We start from the raw sequence: 16193 nt of genomic DNA, 5'->3' as shown, positions 1-16193 counted from the left end.
TGAAAAATGGCCCCGCAAGAGGGCCATTTTTCATGGAAATGAGCGTTTCAGGTCGCCGCGTTGGCGTAGATGCGCGCCGCACTGTTGCGGTAAGCCGGTGCGCCACGGCCCGCATACGTGGCGGCGTCGGACTGCGGCAGAACAGTGGCCAGCGCGCGGTTCACCACCACGGCGCGGCGGGCCAAGCCTTCGCGCTGCTGCGCCAGCCGCGTCGATACCGCGGCCACACGGTGTTGCATGGTGGGGTTGGCGAACAACACGGCCTTTTGCGAAGCGGCCATGCTGGAGAGCGCCAGCATTGCATCACGCAGCGATTGGCTATGGGCTTCCAGCGCGCGCGCGTCGCCGGCCAGCAACGATGCCGAGACCTGGTCCAGCAGTTGCTCGACTTCGGTCAGGCTGGAATCGAACTGGATCGGCTGGGCCATGGGGAGACTCCGGAAAAATCTGAAACGGTCAATAACCGCGCGTCACGTTGAGCATTTCGCTGGCGTTGGACAAGAGTTTGTCGGCAATGGCTTCGGGATTCACCTTGTAGCTGCCGTCCTCGATGGCCGAACGGATGGCCTCGACCTTCTTGCTGTCGAAGTCGCCGCCCACAGCCCGGTCGGTCGGGTCCAGTGCCCGTGCCAGCTTCGAAACCGAGACGGACGCCCCAGCGGTCGACGCGCGCACACCTTCCTTGGCCAGGCTTGCGGGCGCAGTCTGTTGCTCCGGCCCCGCCTTTTTGGGGGGCGCCGGTGTGCCGGCAACCGGCAATTCGGGGGTCTGTCCAATCTTCATCGCTCTCTCCATCCGCCCTGAAACCGGGGCATCGTAGCAATGCTTTCGACCAATTTCGTCCCAACTTTAATCCTAATTGCGGTAACAGCGTTGTTTCAATCACATTTCCAGCCGGACGGTGCGTGCATCCAACACCGTGCCCGACATCACCCGGCCGTTGTCCATGCGCACCCGCGCCGGCTGTCCGATCACACCGGCCGTCATGGCCTGGCCGTCGGAGGCGACCTGGAAACCTGGCCCTTCCGCCAGCACGCGGATCTGCGCGCCGGCCTGGAACACCGTGGCGGCCTTCACCATCGATTGGCGGATCGTCTGGCCCGGCGCCCAGTTGCGCGCGGCCATCTGCCCCACCCAGATATCGGCATTGGCCAGCACGGGTGAAGCTTCTTCGGCCCAGTCGACCTCGGCCTGCGCGGCATCGTCCGGCCCCAGCACCGCACCGGCGGCCACCGGCGCGCGCGCGACCCATGCCGGTCCGAAGGCCTTGACCGTGACCGGCAGGAACACGCTCCAGCGCGTCGCGCCGTCGACGCAGCGCAGGCCGATGCGGCTGCGGCCCCAGAGCCGCGTGCCGGGCGGCAGGAAGGGCTCGACGCGCGCACACGGCGCCAGGCGCAGGCGGGAATCCAGCGCGCCGACGCTCACCTCCATGCGCAGCGGGTTGTTGCTGCCGGCGGTGGCGTTGGCCACCGTGTCGTCCAGCCATTTCCGGGCGGAATCGGCATAGGCCTGGCTGGGATCGACCTGCGCCTGGGCGGCGCAAGCCAGCACCGCCAGGGAGACCAGGAGACGGCTAGGGGCGAATCGGATCTGCATAAAACCTCCAGGTTCGCCCAGGAAGGCCGATGGGGCACGGGCCCCGTCCTGCACGATGCCGCAACTATAGGCAGCCAGCCCGGCCGCGAACGACGGAACTGCGTGGTGATCACCCGTTTCTTCGCCACATCGCCAGGCTTCAGTTTTTTCATAATTTGCGCACCACCCGGGCCGTCCTGGCTCCCGTGGCCACTCATCGGAAAGCGAGGTGTCGCATGTTGGACAAAATGGTCGGAGGCCTGGACTTCCAGAGCAAGGCCCTGGTGCTGCGCGCCGAGCGCCAGCGCGCCATCGCCAGCAACATCGCCAACGTCGACACCCCCGGCTACGTGGCGCGCGACTTCAACTTCAAGGACGCGATGGGCGCGGCGCTCAATCGCGACGCCGGCATGGCCACGAACAAGACCGACAGCCGGCACATGGACGTGCCGAGCCCGAACCTGTCGGGCAGCGGCTCGCAGCAGCTCGGCTACAGCGTGCAGAGCCAGCCCAACCTGGACAACAACACGGTGGACCTGGACCGCGAACGCGCCAACTTCGTCGACAACGCCGTGCGTTACGAAGCCACGCTGCGCTTCATCAATGGACAAGCCAAGACGATGTTGTCCGCCATCCAAGGGCAATAAGGAATCACCATGTCCATGTTCTCCATCTTCGGCGTCTCCGGCAGCGCCATCAGCGCGCAGTCGCAGCGCCTCAACGTGGTCGCCTCCAACCTGGCCAACGTGGACGCGGTGGCCGGGCCGGACGGCAAGGCCTACAAGGCGCGCCAGGTCGTGTTCCAGACCGAACTCATGGGTGCCGAAAGCTCGGCCGGCGTGCGCGTGAAGGCCATCACCGAAAGCGACCTGCCCGGGCGCAAGGTGCTGGACCCGAACCATCCCAATGCCGACGCCGAGGGTTACGTCACGCATTCGAACGTCAACGCGGTGGATGAGATGGTCAACATGATCTCGGCCTCGCGCTCGTACCAGAACAACGTCGAGGTGATGAACACGGCCAAGACGCTGCTGCTCAAGACCCTGCAGATGGGCCAGTAAGCCCATTCCGCCTCAAGAACCGCTTTCAAGGACTACACCATGGCAATCACCGGCGTCAACGGCTCCTGGGGTGCGACCTCCGCCACGACCAACAATTCGACCTCCGACCCGGCCGCCGCGCAGGACCGCTTCCTCAAGCTGCTGGTCGCGCAGCTCAACAACCAGGACCCGATGAATCCGCTGGACAACGCCGAGATGACCTCCCAGATCGCGCAGATCAACACCGTCACCGGCATCCAGCAGCTCAACACCACGATCAAGGGCATGTCCGACCAGTTCACCTCGCTGCAGGTGATGCAGGGCGGCGCGATGGTCGGGCGCAGCGTGCTGACCGAAGGCAACACCCTGACGGTGGACAGCACCACCAAGACCGGCACCGGCTCGTTCGACCTGGCGGGCAACGCGGCCGACGTGAATGTGCAGGTGTCCACCACCGGCGGCACGGTGCTCGGCACGGTCAAGCTCGGCTCGCTCGATGCGGGCCGGCACAGCTTCGAATACGACACCACGGGCTACACCGGCACCGGTGCCTTGAACTTCAAGGTGATCGCCAACAACGCCACGGCCGCGGTCGATGCCACCGCGCTGACGCAGGACAAAGTGGTTTCCGTGGGCGCAGAAAACGGCGCGCTCAAGCTGCAGCTCGAAAAAGGCGGATCGGTGGCCTACAGCGCCATCAAGGCCATTCTCTAAACATCACCCCAGGAGTTCACATGAGTTTTCAACAAGGCCTCTCCGGCTTGAATGCATCCAGCAAGAACCTGGACGTGATCGGCCACAACATCGCCAACGCCAACACCACGGGCTTCAAGTCCTCACGCGCCGAATTCGCGGAAATGGTGGCCTCCAACCTGGGCACCTCGGGCAGCAAGAACGCCGGCATCGGCGTCGAGGTGGCCGCCATCTCCCAGCAGTTCACCCAGGCCAACTTCGCCATCACCGGCAACAGCCTGGACGTGGCCATCAACGGCAATGGTTTCTTCAAGCTGCAGCAGACCGATGGCACGCCGGCCTACACCCGCGCCGGCAACTTCAAGCTCGACAAGGACGGCGCGCTGATCACCAACAACGCCGACAGCGTGATGGGCTATCCGATCGACCCCGACACCGGCCTGCGCACCTCCACCGACCCGATTCCGCTGGTGTTCCCCACGGCCCAGCCGATCCCCGCCAAGCAGACCACCAAGATCACGGCTTCGCTGAACCTCGATGCGCGCACCACCGACGCCGCCGGCAACCCGAGCGCCACCCCGCCGGTCGCAGCCACGCCGCGCGGCACCTACGGCACCTCGCTCAACGTCTACGACAGCCAGGGCGTGGCCAAGCCGGTCAGCCTGTATTTCCAGAAGACGGCCACCGCCAACACCTGGGACGTGTACGACACGCTGGACGACCCGAACGCCGTGCCGCCCGTCGTCGCCAGCCCGATCGGCTCCCTGGCCTTCGACAACAACGGCGCGCCGGTGGCCGGATCCGCCCTCTCGCTCACGGTCAACCCCACGCCGCCCAACCCGAACAACCTGCCGGCGTTTCCGGTGACGATCGACCTGTCCAAGATCACGCAGTACGGCACCAAGTTCGCCGTCTCCGATCTCACGCAGGACGGCTACACCGCGGGCGAGCTGACAGGCATCAACATCGAAGCCAACGGGATGATCCAGACCCGTTATTCGAACGGCGTGACGCGCGCAGAAGGCCAGGTGGCGCTGGCCAATTTCCGCAACACGCAGGGCCTGGCACCGATCGGCGGCAACAACTGGATCGAGACCTTCGAGTCCGGCCAGGCCGTGCTCGGCACGCCCACCGACGGCAACTTCGGCGAACTGCGCTCGGGCGCGCTGGAGGACTCCAACGTCGACCTGACCGCCGAACTGGTGAACATGATGACCGCGCAGCGCGCCTACCAGGCGAACGCGCAGACCATCAAGACGCAAGACCAGGTGATGTCCACCCTGGTCAATCTGCGCTGATGCCCACGCGCTGACGTCAGCCCTCTAGGAACAACACGCCATGGACCACCTCATCTACACCTCGATGACCGGTGCCAACGCGGCCATGCACCGGCAGGACGTGTTGTCCAACAACCTGGCCAACGTCTCCACCAACGGCTTCCGCGCCGAGCTGGCGACGTTCCGCTCGGTGCCGCTGAACGGGCCGGGTGCGAGCACCCGTGTGTTCGCCCTCGAAGCCACGGCCGGCTACCTGGAACGCTCCGGTCCGGTGCAGCGCACCGACCGTGCGCTCGATGCCATGGCCCAGGGCAATGCCTGGTTCGCGGTGCAGGGGCTGGATGGCGTCGAGGCCTACACCCGCAACGGCAGCTTCGAGGTCTCGGCCACCGGCCAGCTGGTCAACGCCAGCGGCCTGCCGGTGCTCTCCGACGGCGGCGCGCCGATCGACGTGCCGCAGGGCGCGCAGGTGTCCTTCGGTTACGACGGCAGCGTCAACGCCACCATCGAAGGCCAGCGGCCGACGCGCCTGGGCCGGCTGAAGATGGTCACGCCGAATGCCGACCAGACGCTGAAACGCGGCGACGACGCCCTGTTTCGCAGCACCACCGGCGACGCCCTGCCGCAGGACGCCAACGCCAAGATGCTGCCCGGCGCGATCGAAGGCTCGAACGTGAACGCGGTGGAAACCATGGTCGGCATGATCCAGGTCGCACGCCAGTTCGAGACGCAGATGAAGCTGCTGCAGACCGCAGAAAGCAATGACAAGACCGCGAGCCAGTTGCTCGGCGTGCAAGGATAAAGGAAGCACATCATGATCAATTCCCTCTGGATCGCCAAGACCGGCATGGAAGCCCAGCAGACGCAGCTGGACGTCATCTCGCACAACCTGGCCAACGTATCCACCACGGGCTACAAGCGGGCCAACGCGGTGTTCGAGGACCTGATCTACCAGAACCTGCGCCAGGTGGGCGCCGACACCTCCGAACAGTCGCAACTGCCCACCGGCCTGCACCTGGGCCTGGGCGTGCGCACCGTGGCCACCAGCCGTTCGTTCGCGCAGGGCAGCCTGCAGCAGTCGGGCAATTCGCTGGACGTGGCGATCAAGGGCAACGGCTTCTTCCAGATCAACCAGCCCGACGGCAGCATCGCCTACACCCGCGACGGCTCGTTCGAGGTCGACTCGCAGGGCCGGCTGGTCACCTCCAGCGGCATGACGGTGGCCAACGGCATCACCATCCCGATCACGGCGCAGAGCGTGAGCATCAGCAGCTCGGGCGCGGTGAGCGTGGTGCTGCCGGGCAACTCGGCGCCGCAGCCGGTGGGCAACATCGCGCTGGCCAACTTCATCAACCCGGCCGGCCTGGAGCCCACCGGCCAGAACCTGTTCATCGAGACCGCTGCCTCCGGCCAGCCGCAGACCGGCACGCCCGGCACCAACGGCATGGGCACGGTGATGCAGTCCTTCCTGGAAACCTCGAACGTCAACGTGGTGCAGGAACTGGTCACCATGATCCAGACCCAGCGCGCCTACGAGATGAATTCCAAGGCTGTGCAGACTTCCGACCAGATGCTGCAGAAGCTGGCGCAGCTCTGATACCGGCGCCAGTGATTGGAGACACCATGACCGCCCTCGCCTCCGTTTACTGCCGGCTGTGTTCGGCCACGCTGCTGGCATCCGCCCTGCTGCTGACCGGCTGCGAGACGCTGCAGAAGGCGCCCCAGGTCGACTTCGCCGAGTCCACGCTGCCGCGCGCCTTGCCGATCGCGCCATCGCAAGCCGCCAGCACACCGCCCAGCGGCAGCCTGTTCGCCTCGGCCAAGTACCGGCCGGCCTTCGAAGACCGGCGTCCGCGCCTGGTCGGCGACAGCCTGACCATCCAGATCGTCGAGAACGTGAGCGCGAGCCAGAAATCGACTTCCACCATCGACCGCACGGCGGCCAACGAAGCCAACATCACCGCGTTTCCGTTCCTGTCGGCGGCACAGGTGGGCAAGGTCGGGCTGGGCGCCTCGTCGAGCAATGCGTTCTCGGGCAAGGGCGGCACGGAAAGCGCCAACACCTTCTCCGGCGCGATCACCACCACCGTGGTGGAAGTCCTGCCCAACGGGCATCTGGTGGTGGCCGGCGAGAAGCAGATCGGCGTGAACCAGAACGTGGACGTGCTGCGTTTCACCGGCACGGTGGACCCGCGCGCGATCCAGGCCAACAGCGTGGTGAGCTCGACCCAGGTGGCCAACGTGCGCGTCGAATCCAAGGGCCGCGGCGCGCAGAACGAGGCCCAGACAATTGGCTGGTTGTCGCGGTTCTTTTTGACGCTTCTGCCGTTCTGAGGCCGCGCAGAATCAAGGTCTGCCCCTGCCACTTCCAAAGCCGCCGACCATGACCGCCCACACCAATGTTTCAAGCAAAAAGGCCTGGATGCGGTTGATTCATCTGGGCGTGGCGCTCTCATTTTTGATAACCCTGCCGGCGCATGCGCTGCGCATCAAGGAAATCGCCGGCGTGCAGGGCGTGCGCAGCAACCAGTTGACCGGCTACGGCCTGGTGGTGGGCCTGGACGGCACCGGCGACCAGACCACGCAGATGCCCTACACCACGCAAAGCCTGGCCAACTACCTCCAGCAGATGGGTGTGCAGCTGCCGGCCAGCGTGGCGTCGTCGCTGCAACTGAAGAACGTGGCCGCGGTGATCGTCACCGCCCAACTCCCGGCCTTCGCCCAGCCCGGCCAGATGATCGACGTCAACGTCTCCTCGATGGGCAATGCCAAGTCGCTCAAGGGCGGCACGCTGATCGTGACGCCGCTGCGCGGCGCCGACGGCGAGATCTACGCCATGGCCCAGGGCAACATGGTGGTGGCCGGCGCGGGTGCGGCGGCTGGCGGCAGCAAGGTACAGATCAACCACCTGAGCGCCGGCCGCATTCCCGAAGGCGCGCAGGTCGAACGTGCCGTGCCCACGCCGCTGCAGGAAGGCGAATTCATCAGCCTCGGGCTCAATTCCTCCGACTACCAGACCGCGCGGCGCGTGGCCAACGTGATCAACACCAAGCTCGGCAGCGGGCTGGCCAATGCCATCGACGGCCGCACGGTGCAGGTGCGTGCGCCGCGCGATCCGAACGCGCGGGTCAACTTCCTGGCCGATCTGGAGGAACTGCCGCTCGAAGCCACGATCCCTGCGGCCAAGGTGGTGATCAATTCACGCACCGGCTCGGTGGTGCTGAACCAGGCCGTGACGCTCGGCCCCTGCGCCATCGCGCATGGCAACCTGTCGATCAGCATCAGCTCCACCCCCGTGATCAGCCAGCCGAATGCACTCTCCGGCGGGCAGACCGTGGTGGCGCAGAAGAGCGACATCGAGATCAAGAACGAGCCGGGCAAGGTCATCCAGATGCAGGCCTCGCCGCAACTGACCGACGTGGTGCGGGCGCTGAACACGCTGGGCGCGACGCCGCAGGACCTGCTGGCGATCCTGCAGGCGATCAAATCGGCAGGGGCACTCAACGCAGAACTGGAGGTGATCTAAATGGCGCTCTCTCCCGTCACCTCCAATGCACTCGCGGCCGACAGCAAGTCGCTCAATGCGCTGAAGTTCCAGGCCGGGCAGGACACGCCCGCGGCGATCAAGGAAACCGCCAAGCAACTCGAATCGTTGTTCATGCGCGAACTCATCAAGAGCATGCGCGAGGCCACGCAGAAGTCGGGCCTGCTCGACAGCAGCGCGGGCGACATGAGCACCGACCTGCTCGACCAGCAACTGTCGGTCACGATGTCGGGCCAACCCGGCGGCCTCTCCGCCGCCATCGAGCGCCAGCTGTCGCGCCAGATCACCCGGGCCGACGGCACGACCGTGGGCGGCCTCGAAGCCGGTGCGAAGAGCGCGCCGTCGTCGGCCCCGGCAGTTCCGGTGAAGCCCGGTACGCCGTCGCAGACCAGCTTCATCCAGCGCCACAACGAAGCCGCCACCAATGTCGAGAAAACCAGCGGCATCCCGGCCAGCTTCATGCTCGGCCAAGCGGGCCACGAGACCGGCTGGGGCCGGAGCGAAATCCGCAACAAGGACGGCAGCACCTCGTTCAACCTGTTCGGCATCAAGGCGGGCGCGGGCTGGACCGGCAAGACCACCACGGTCACCACCACCGAATACGTCAACGGCGAGGCGCGCAAGGTCAGCGCCAAGTTCCGCGCCTACGATTCCTACGAGGAATCGTTCCAGGACTACGCCAAGCTGATCAACGAGAACCCGCGCTACGCCGAAGCCAGCAAGAAGACCGGTTCGTCGCTGGCCTTTGCCTCCGAGCTCAAGCGCGCGGGTTACGCCACCGACCCCAATTACGCCAGCAAGCTCAGCCGCGCGATCGACCGCACCGAACAGCTGCGGCGGGCGTATGCGTAAACACCCCTGCATGACCGGGAGGGAAGCATGAGCGGCCTTCTCAACCTCGGCACGCGCGCGCTGCTGGCCAACCAGGCGGCGCTGTCCACGGCCGGCCACAACATCGCCAACGTGAACACCGTGGGCTACAGCCGCCAGTCGGTGGTGCTCGAAGCCACGCCCGGCCAGTTCAGCGGTGGCGGCTACATCGGCAAGGGTGTGGACATCGTCACCGTGCAGCGTACCTACAACCAGTTCCTGACCCGGCAGGCGGCGCTGACGCAGGCCATCCAGGCCGGCGACACGGCCCGCTCCGACAAGCTCACGCAGCTGCAGGACATCTTCCAGAGCGGCAAGACCGGCCTGGGCGCGGCGGTGAACGACATGCTCAACGCGTTCTCCGACGTGTCGAGCGCACCCACCGACCTCACCGCACGCAACGTGGTGCTGACCCGCGCCAACGAACTCACGGCGCGCTTTCGCAGCACGAGCAACCAGCTCGACGAAATCAAGTCCGGCGTGACCCAGCAACTGCAGCAGGCCACCGCCAACATCAACAGCCTGACCTCGCGCATCGCCGCGCTCAACGAGCAGATCGCGCGCGCCACCGGCACCGGCCAGGCTCCCAACGACCTGCTCGACCAGCGCGACCAGCTGATCAACGAGCTGAACAAATCCGCCCAGACCACCACCGCCGCGGCCAGCGACGGCACCCTCAGCGTGTTCATCGGCAACCAGGCGGTGGTGCTGGGCAGCAGCGCATCTTCCGTCAAGCTGGTCGCCGACGACTACGGGGTGCCGGACCGTAAACTGGCCGTGCAGCTCGGCAACACCACCAACGTGCTCGACGAAAACACCATCGGCGGCGGCGAAGTGGCCGGCCTGCTGCGCTTCCAGAACAACGACCTGGTGGAAGCCGGCAACCTGCTCGGCCGCATGGCGCTGGCCATCACCAACCAGGTCAACGACCAGCACAAGCTCGGCCTCGACCTCGACGGCCAGCAGGGCGGCAACCTGTTCACGCCCCTGGCGCTGGCCGACGGCAAGCCGCAGGCGCTCAACAGCGTGACCCACCTGCCGATCACCGCCACCGTGGGCGTGACGGTCAAGGACGCGACCAAGATGGTGGCCTCGGACTACGAGCTGCGCATGACGGGCGCGGGCACCGGCAGCATCGTGCGCCTGTCGGACGGTCAGACCACGGCCGTCACCTCGGTGCCGGTGGACATCGACGGCCTGACCTTCACCGTCGGCGCGGGTGCGGCCAATGGCGACACCTTCCTGATCCAGCCTTTCGCCAACGCAGCCTCGGGCATGAACACGGCGATCGCCTCGGCGCGCGACCTGGCCGCGGCCAGCGTCATCGAGCCGCAGATCGGCACGGCCAACAAGGGCAACGTGGCGGTGGTGAGCCTGGCCGCCAAGCCGGCGGGCTTTGTGATGCCGCCGGCCGGCGGCGTGACGCTGGACTTCACCGCGGGCAGCCCACCGACCTTCACGTTGACCGGCAACGCCAGCGCCCCCGTCGACACCGCCACCGGCAACGCCATCGCCGGCCCGCCCTACACCTACACCTCCGGCCAGACCATCACGGTGGACGGCTGGCAGCTCAAGTTGCAGGGCACGCCGGCCACCGGCGACTCGATCAAGGTGCAGGACGCCACGCCGACCAATGGCGGCACCGGCTACTTCAACCTGAACGCCGGCAACTCCGATGCGCTGATGGGCCTGCGCGACGTCGCCACCTTCGACGGCGCCAACATGGCCGACGGTTACGCGGGCCTGATCGCGCAGATCGGCGTGCGCACCCAGAGCGCGCAATACGCCTCCAGCGTGTCGCAGGCGATCGCGGCCAATGCCGAGTCGGACCGCACGGCCGTCACGGGCGTGAACCTCGACGAGGAAGCGGCCAAGCTGATCCAGTACCAGCAGGCTTACCAGGCCTCGTCGAAGATGATCCAGATCGCGCAGACGATTTTCGACACGCTGATCCAGAACATGGCGCGGTAACAGGAGAACCACATGGCCACCACCTTCGCCCGCCTGGGAAGCTACAACGCCTTCGACACCGCCACGCGCAACCTCACCACGCGGCAGAACACGCTGTCCTCGCTGCAGGAGCACATCACCGCCGGCAAGCGTGTGCTGCGCCCGAGCGATGACCCGACCGCCGCGGCCCAGGCCGAACGCGCGCAGACCCGCATCGCCCGCGTCGACACCGACCAGCGCGCCCTGGCCATGCAGAAGAACTCGATCACCGAGGCCGAGTCCACCCTGGGTGAGGCCAACGACGCCATGCAGGCCTTCCGCGAGAAGCTCGTGGCCGCGGGCAACGGCGCCTACAACGCCACCGACCGCAACTCGATCGTGCAGGAGCTGACCTCGCTGCGCGAACAGATCTTCACCTATTCGAACCGCACCGACAGCAACGGCATTCCGCTGTTCAGCGGCCTTGGCAGCGCCGCCCCCCCCTTCGTGGACGCCACCACCGGTGTGCAGTACGCGGCGATTCCGGGCCAGCGGCCCAACGGCGAAGTCTCGGTCACGCCCACGCTGGACGGCGAAGCCGCCTGGATGAGCGTGCCCACCGGCAACGGCGTGTTCGCCGTGGATTTCGGCGCGGCCAACACCGGCACGGCCTGGTCGGACCTCGGCCAGGTGACCAACCCCTCGGCGGTCACCGGCAACAACTACAGCATCCAGTTCAGCGTGAACGCGGCCGGCGTCACCACCTACGACGTCACCAACACCACCACCGGCACCGCGGTGGCGACCGGCCAGCCCTACACTTCGGGCCAGGCCATCGCCTTCGACGGCATGTCGATGGTGATCAAGGGCGCGCCCAAGACGGGCGACAGCTTTGCCGTCACGCCGAGCGTGAAGACCGACGTATTCGCCGTGCTCGACAAGGCCATCGCCGGTTTGAAGAACGCCGGCCCCAACGTCGGCACGCTGACCCACGGCATCACCCAGGCGCTCACCCAGATCGACGCCGGCATGACGCGGCTGCAGGCCTCGCGCGGCCTGGCCGGCGACCTGCTGAACCGGGTCGACCGCGTCGACGCCAGCCAGCAGACGCGCGCCGTGCAGCTCGAAGGCGACCGCTCGAGAGCGGAAGATCTCGATATGATCAAGGCCCTGTCCGATCAGGCCAACCAGCAGACCGGGTACCAGGCCGCGCTGCAGTCCTATGCCCAGATCCAGAAACTGTCGCTGTTCAACTATCTGAGTTAATCGAGCTGATTTCATGACCTCTTCCGTCCTCGGCAGCGTCACCCTCGGGTACCGCCCGCTCTGGAACCAGCGCCGCGACCTGGCCGGGGTACAGCTTTTCGTCGAGGCCGGACAGCAGGGTGCGATCGACGCGGTCCACCTGCTCGACGCGCTGGCCGAACTCGACACCCTGACCACGCCGCCGCTGCTGCTGTCGATGCAGTCGCGCCAGCTGCTGTGCGACATGCTCGACCACGCGCCGGCCAACGACGGCACGCACTGGATCGAAGTGCGCCAGGAGTGGCTCACCGACGCGGCCATGGCACAACGCGTGCGCGCCGCCCACCAGCGCGGGCTGCGCCTGGTCTGGCGCGGCCCGGCCGAACAGCCGCCCGAGGCCGACCTGGCACGCTGTTTCGTCAGGAGCCTGATCACGCTGTCGCCGCAGGGCGCGCTGGCCGCGCTGCAGGCCGGCGCGGCGCAACGCGATGTCTCCAGCCTTACTTCGGCCGCCGCCACCCGCAGCCCGGTGCTGGCCGGCCAGATCTACGAGGGCGTGGCCAGCCGCGCGCTGATGGCGCACTGCCTGGACCAGCAGAACGCCTATGCCCTGCTCGGCTGGCCCGACGAGGACATCCTGCACAGCCACCGCCACCAGGCCATCGCGCCCGAGCACCGCACCATGATGCGCGTGATCAAGGCCGTGGAGGCCGACCAGTCGATGGAGCAGATCGAAGCCGTGCTGAGCGAGGAACCGGTGCTGGCCTACCGCTTCCTGGCCTATGTGAACTCGGCCGGCGTCGGCGTGCGCACCGGCGTCGAATCGCTGCGCCACGGGCTGATGATGCTGGGCTACGCGTCGCTCGCCAAATGGCTCGTGGCCCAGTTGCCGCAGGCCTCCGAAGACAACAACCTGCACCCGGTGAAGGCCGCCATGGTGCTGCGTGCGCGGCTCATGGAACACCTGCTCGACGCCGGCACCGAAGACGCGCTGCGCCGCGACATCTACCTCTGCGGCCTGTTTTCCCAACTCGACCTGCTGCTCGGCGAGCCGCTGGGCACGGTGCTGCGCCGCATCCCGCTGTCCGACCGGATCTACGACGCCACGGTGAAGCATGCCGGCCCCTATGCCTCGTCGCTCGAGATCGCCTGCGCCCAGGCCACGGACGACACCAAGGCCATCCGCGCGCTGTGCCGCAAGCACAACCTGCCGATCGACGACGCGAACCGGGCGTTGTTGCGGACGCTGGTGACTTTGAAGGTCCAACCTGCTTCTCGGTAGGCGCTGCTGGCCGGGTCTCGCCCCGGCGGGCGACCTACTTTTCTTTGCTTCGCCAAAGAAACGTAGGCAAAAGAAAGGCGACCCTGGTGTCTGCGTCCCTTCGCTGCGCTACGGGCAACCTGCGGTGCTCAGTTCCAGCGGGGTCCCGCTCGAACTCGCCTTCGGCTCAAACAGTCGCGGGCCCTGATCCGCTGGCCCTTCCGCTCCTCGGCGCATACACAAGGGCGGGGGTCCGGGATACCGGACGCTTCGCTGCGCTCGCTACCGTCACGGCTCGCTGCGCATCGCCGGTATTTGGCTGTTTTGTCCCCGCCGAGCGCAGCGAAGGCTGAATCCGGCTTTCCCCTTGTGTATGCGCCTGCGCTGGGAGGTGGCGGCGGGATCAGGGCTTGCGACTGTTTGAGCGCAGCGAGTTCGAGCAAGACCCCCGCCGACGCCTTTCAGCGCAGGTTGCCCGCAGCGCCAGCGCAGGGTCGCAGACACCAGGGGCGCTTTCTTTTGGTACCTTTTCTTGTGCGCACAAGAAAAGGTACTCGCCCGCCGGGGCGAGACCCGGCCAGCAGCGCCAACTACATCCCCCGGCGCACCCGCTCGAACACCTTCCAGAACCCCGGCTCCTGCGTCGTCGCGAAGTTGATGCGCATCAGCGTGCTCGGCCGCCGCTGCGCGTGGAACAAGGCCCCGGGCGCAATCAAATGGCCTTCATCCAGCAGCCGCTGGCCCAGTGCATCCGTGTCCACCCCGGTCTCGACCCAGCCGAACAGCCCCGCCGGCTCCGCCGCGAAGCTGCAGCCCGCGGCCACCGCCAGTTTCACGCTGCGTGTGCGCGCCTGGTCGAGCCGGACGCGTACACGTTCCGCGTGCCGGCGCAACTGGCCCTGGTCGATGCACCAGGCCAGCGCCTTTTCCAGCAGCGCGGGCGTGGACAGCGTGGCCACGAGCTTGGTGTCGAGCAGCCGCTCCACCAGTGCCGGCGGCGCGGCCAGGTAGCCGATGCGCCAACCCGGCGCGAGGATCTTGGAGAAGCCGCTGGCGTAGATGGTGCGCTGCAGGCCGTCGAGCACACACAGGCGCGTGGCGTGTTCGGGCGCGAGGTGGGCATAGGTGTCGTCCTCGACGATGTGGAAGTCGTGCTGGTTGGCCAGCGTCAGCACCCGGTGCGCGCTGCCGGGCGTGAGGCAGTAACCCGTCGGGTTGTGGAACACGCTCACGCTCACGAACAGCTTGGGTTTGTGCAATTCGCAGTAGCGCGCCATCACCGCCAGGTCGGGCCCGTCGGCGCGGCGCGGCACCGGCAGGATGCGCATGCCCAGCGCGTCGAGCCGTGCGAATTCCACGGCCCAGCCCGGCTCCTCGACCATCACGTAGTCGCCCGCGCGCAGCAGGCTGCGGCTCACCACATCGAGCGCATGCGTGGCGCCGACGGTGGTGATGATGTGCTCCGGCGCGGCGTGGATGTTCAGCCCCACCAATTTCTTCGACAACGTCTGGCGCAGGCCGAGGTCGCCGGCCGGTTCGCCGTATTGCAAGGAGAACTCGGCCTTGCCCGCAGCGATGCGCCGCACAGCCGCCGGCATAAAGCTGTTGGCCAGCCAATCGGCAGGAAACACGCCCACGCCGGGATGGGGCTTGCTGCTCATGCCGTGGAACATGCCGCGCATCAGCGCCGCGGCGTTGATCGGCGGATGGATCAGCGGCGCCGCCTCCGCTCTTGAATCGATAGCACCTCTCGCAGAATGGTCCTGTGCCGAGGCCACTTCTCGTACAAAAAATCCGCGGTTCTTGCGCGCCTCCACCAGGCCCTGCGCCAGCAGCCGGTCGTAGGCCGCCACCACGGTCGATGGGCTGACCTGGTGCTGCTCGGCACATTGCCGCACCGAAGGCAGACGCGCCCCGCCGGCCAGCAGGTAGTTGCGGATGCGGTCGGCGAAATGCGCGGCGAGCTGCTCGGCCAGGGTCTGCGAATTGGCCTTCATCAACATGACGGAACTCCTCTGCTTGGAACGGTGTATCGGCAGGTCAGCCGATACAGATCGGCGAGTGACGCGATCAAGTGTATTGGTCGTGTGCTGGTCCCGAGAATAAAGTGTGCCTTGCCATCTGGCAAGCCCTCCCCCGTCCACCGCATGAACCCCACCGAATTCACGGCCCTGCTGGCGCTGGCCACCGCGATGAGTTTTTCGCCCGGCCCGAACACCACGCTGTCCACCGCGCTCGCGGCCAACCACGGCCTGCGCCGGGCCATGCCCTTCGTCTGCGCGGTGCCGTTCGGCTGGGGTGTGGTACTCGGCCTGTGCGCGCTCGGCCTGGGGGCGCTGCTGGTGGCGGTGCCGCTGCTCGGGCTGATGGTGAAGATCGTCGGCGTGGCCTACCTGCTGTGGCTGGCCTGGAAACTCGCGCGCTCGTCGCGGCTGGCCGAGGCCGACGCCTCGCGGCTGTCCGTCGGCTTCTGGCAGGGCGCGGCGCTGCAGTTCGTCAACATCAAGGCGTGGATGCTGGCGCTGGCCATCGTGGCCGGCTGGATCGCCGGGCGCGAGGACGCACTGCAACGTTTTGCCACCGTTCTGCCGGTGATGCTGGCCTATGCTTTCTTCAGCAACCTCGCCTATGCGCTGCTCGGCTCGCTGCTGCGCGCGTGGCTGGCCCAGGGCAACCGGTTGTTGTGGTTCAACCGCGCCATGGCGCTGGTGCTCTTCGTCACCGCCTTGTGGATCATGAAGCTATGAGCGCCCATC

The 16193-nt window shown here is 66.9% G+C and carries 17 protein-coding genes; 13 read left to right on the top strand and 4 right to left on the bottom strand.

Annotated features, from left to right (window positions below; translation table 11 throughout):
- Nucleotides 1-47: 47 nt before the first annotated feature.
- The 3 genes from RD110_RS04880 to flgA all read right to left on the bottom strand — a co-directional run bounded on the left by RD110_RS04880 (nt 48) and on the right by flgA (nt 1599).
- Nucleotides 48-428, bottom strand: coding sequence for a hypothetical protein (locus RD110_RS04880; protein WP_076197240.1), 381 nt, complete (start codon nt 426-428; stop codon nt 48-50).
- A gap of 28 nt (nt 429-456) precedes the next feature.
- Nucleotides 457-783, bottom strand: a complete 327-nt coding sequence (flgM, locus tag RD110_RS04875) for a flagellar biosynthesis anti-sigma factor FlgM (protein ID WP_076197238.1) — start codon at nt 781-783, stop codon at nt 457-459.
- Nucleotides 784-882: 99 nt separating this feature from the next.
- A complete protein-coding gene (gene flgA / locus RD110_RS04870; protein ID WP_076197236.1) occupies nt 883-1599 on the bottom strand; it encodes a flagellar basal body P-ring formation chaperone FlgA in 717 nt (238 codons plus the stop codon).
- 215 nt (nt 1600-1814) lie between these two features.
- On the opposite strand from flgA, the gene flgB reads away from it, so the two are divergent.
- The 12 genes from flgB to RD110_RS04810 all read left to right on the top strand — a co-directional run bounded on the left by flgB (nt 1815) and on the right by RD110_RS04810 (nt 13458).
- A complete protein-coding gene (gene flgB, locus RD110_RS04865; RefSeq protein WP_076197234.1) occupies nt 1815-2225 on the top strand; it encodes a flagellar basal body rod protein FlgB in 411 nt (136 codons plus the stop codon).
- A 9-nt stretch (nt 2226-2234) separates the two neighbouring features.
- Nucleotides 2235-2639 (top strand): flagellar basal body rod protein FlgC, encoded by a 405-nt coding sequence (flgC, locus tag RD110_RS04860; protein WP_076197232.1) that lies wholly within the window; start codon nt 2235-2237, stop codon nt 2637-2639.
- Nucleotides 2640-2678: 39 nt separating this feature from the next.
- Nucleotides 2679-3332 (top strand): flagellar hook assembly protein FlgD, encoded by a 654-nt coding sequence (locus RD110_RS04855; RefSeq protein WP_076197230.1) that lies wholly within the window; start codon nt 2679-2681, stop codon nt 3330-3332.
- A gap of 20 nt (nt 3333-3352) precedes the next feature.
- Nucleotides 3353-4609: a flagellar hook protein FlgE gene (gene flgE, locus RD110_RS04850; protein ID WP_076197228.1), complete on the top strand. Its 1257-nt coding sequence runs from the start codon at nt 3353-3355 to the stop codon at nt 4607-4609.
- Nucleotides 4610-4649: 40 nt separating this feature from the next.
- Nucleotides 4650-5390, top strand: a complete 741-nt coding sequence (gene flgF, locus RD110_RS04845; RefSeq protein ID WP_076197226.1) for a flagellar basal-body rod protein FlgF — start codon at nt 4650-4652, stop codon at nt 5388-5390.
- A 12-nt stretch (nt 5391-5402) separates the two neighbouring features.
- The gene (gene flgG, locus RD110_RS04840; protein ID WP_076197224.1) at nt 5403-6185 is read left to right on the top strand and encodes a flagellar basal-body rod protein FlgG; all 783 of its coding nucleotides are present in this window, start codon (nt 5403-5405) and stop codon (nt 6183-6185) included.
- A gap of 26 nt (nt 6186-6211) precedes the next feature.
- On the top strand, nt 6212-6922 hold the full coding sequence (locus tag RD110_RS04835) for a flagellar basal body L-ring protein FlgH (RefSeq protein ID WP_076197222.1): 711 nt from the start codon (nt 6212-6214) through the stop codon (nt 6920-6922).
- 88 nt (nt 6923-7010) lie between these two features.
- On the top strand, nt 7011-8114 hold the full coding sequence (locus tag RD110_RS04830; RefSeq protein ID WP_239467254.1) for a flagellar basal body P-ring protein FlgI: 1104 nt from the start codon (nt 7011-7013) through the stop codon (nt 8112-8114).
- A complete protein-coding gene (gene flgJ, locus RD110_RS04825) occupies nt 8115-8984 on the top strand; it encodes a flagellar assembly peptidoglycan hydrolase FlgJ (RefSeq protein ID WP_076197218.1) in 870 nt (289 codons plus the stop codon).
- Between the two features lie 27 nt (nt 8985-9011).
- Nucleotides 9012-10973, top strand: a complete 1962-nt coding sequence (gene flgK / locus RD110_RS04820; protein WP_076197216.1) for a flagellar hook-associated protein FlgK — start codon at nt 9012-9014, stop codon at nt 10971-10973.
- Between the two features lie 12 nt (nt 10974-10985).
- Complete coding sequence (gene flgL / locus RD110_RS04815; protein WP_076197214.1) at nt 10986-12197, top strand: flagellar hook-associated protein FlgL; 1212 nt, start codon at nt 10986-10988, stop codon at nt 12195-12197.
- Between the two features lie 13 nt (nt 12198-12210).
- Nucleotides 12211-13458 (top strand): HDOD domain-containing protein, encoded by a 1248-nt coding sequence (locus RD110_RS04810; protein ID WP_076197212.1) that lies wholly within the window; start codon nt 12211-12213, stop codon nt 13456-13458.
- Nucleotides 13459-14027: 569 nt separating this feature from the next.
- Here the strand turns inward: RD110_RS04810 and RD110_RS04800 are convergent.
- Nucleotides 14028-15440 (bottom strand): aminotransferase-like domain-containing protein, encoded by a 1413-nt coding sequence (locus RD110_RS04800; RefSeq protein ID WP_076197210.1) that lies wholly within the window; start codon nt 15438-15440, stop codon nt 14028-14030.
- A 144-nt stretch (nt 15441-15584) separates the two neighbouring features.
- Between RD110_RS04800 and RD110_RS04795 the strand changes: the two genes are divergently transcribed.
- Nucleotides 15585-16184, top strand: coding sequence for a LysE family translocator (locus tag RD110_RS04795; protein WP_076197208.1), 600 nt, complete (start codon nt 15585-15587; stop codon nt 16182-16184).
- Nucleotides 16185-16193 lie beyond the last annotated feature (9 nt).

Origin of the sequence: Rhodoferax koreense, from assembly GCF_001955695.1 — a bacterium.
GTDB classification, from domain to species: domain Bacteria; phylum Pseudomonadota; class Gammaproteobacteria; order Burkholderiales; family Burkholderiaceae_C; genus Rhodoferax_B; species Rhodoferax_B koreensis.
The sequence above is the reverse complement of the archived record's forward strand: the minus strand, read 5'-3'. Positions and strand labels throughout refer to the sequence as shown.